The following is a 236-nucleotide window of genomic DNA, read 5'->3' as shown; positions in this document are numbered from 1 at the left end:
GAACGCGCCAGCCGGTCCAAGGCCGGTTTTCCGTACAGTCTGGCGATACCGCCAAACCGACGCCCGTCGTTCGATCCGCAAACCGAAGCCTGGACTTCCGGAGATGGAACATGCACAGTTTGTTCTGGTCAAGTCGCAGCGGACACGGATTAAGCAGCAACCGCTAAAAAATGTTGCTGAGGGGTGATGTACCCCAGGGACGAGTGGAGCCGGTCGCTGTTGTACTCCATCTCGAT

At 57.6% G+C, this 236-nt stretch carries 1 protein-coding gene; it reads left to right on the top strand.

Annotated elements, in window-relative coordinates:
- On the top strand, positions 1-187 hold a 187-nt coding region (locus tag CKO35_RS17835), incomplete at its 5' end, for a hypothetical protein (RefSeq protein WP_207143916.1).
- Between the last annotated feature and the right edge of the window lie 49 nt (positions 188-236).

This window comes from Ectothiorhodospira shaposhnikovii (assembly GCF_016584105.1).
GTDB classification, from domain to species: Bacteria; Pseudomonadota; Gammaproteobacteria; order Ectothiorhodospirales; family Ectothiorhodospiraceae; genus Ectothiorhodospira; species Ectothiorhodospira shaposhnikovii.
Note: the sequence above shows the minus strand (reverse complement) of the source record. Positions and strands in the feature narration are given on the sequence as shown.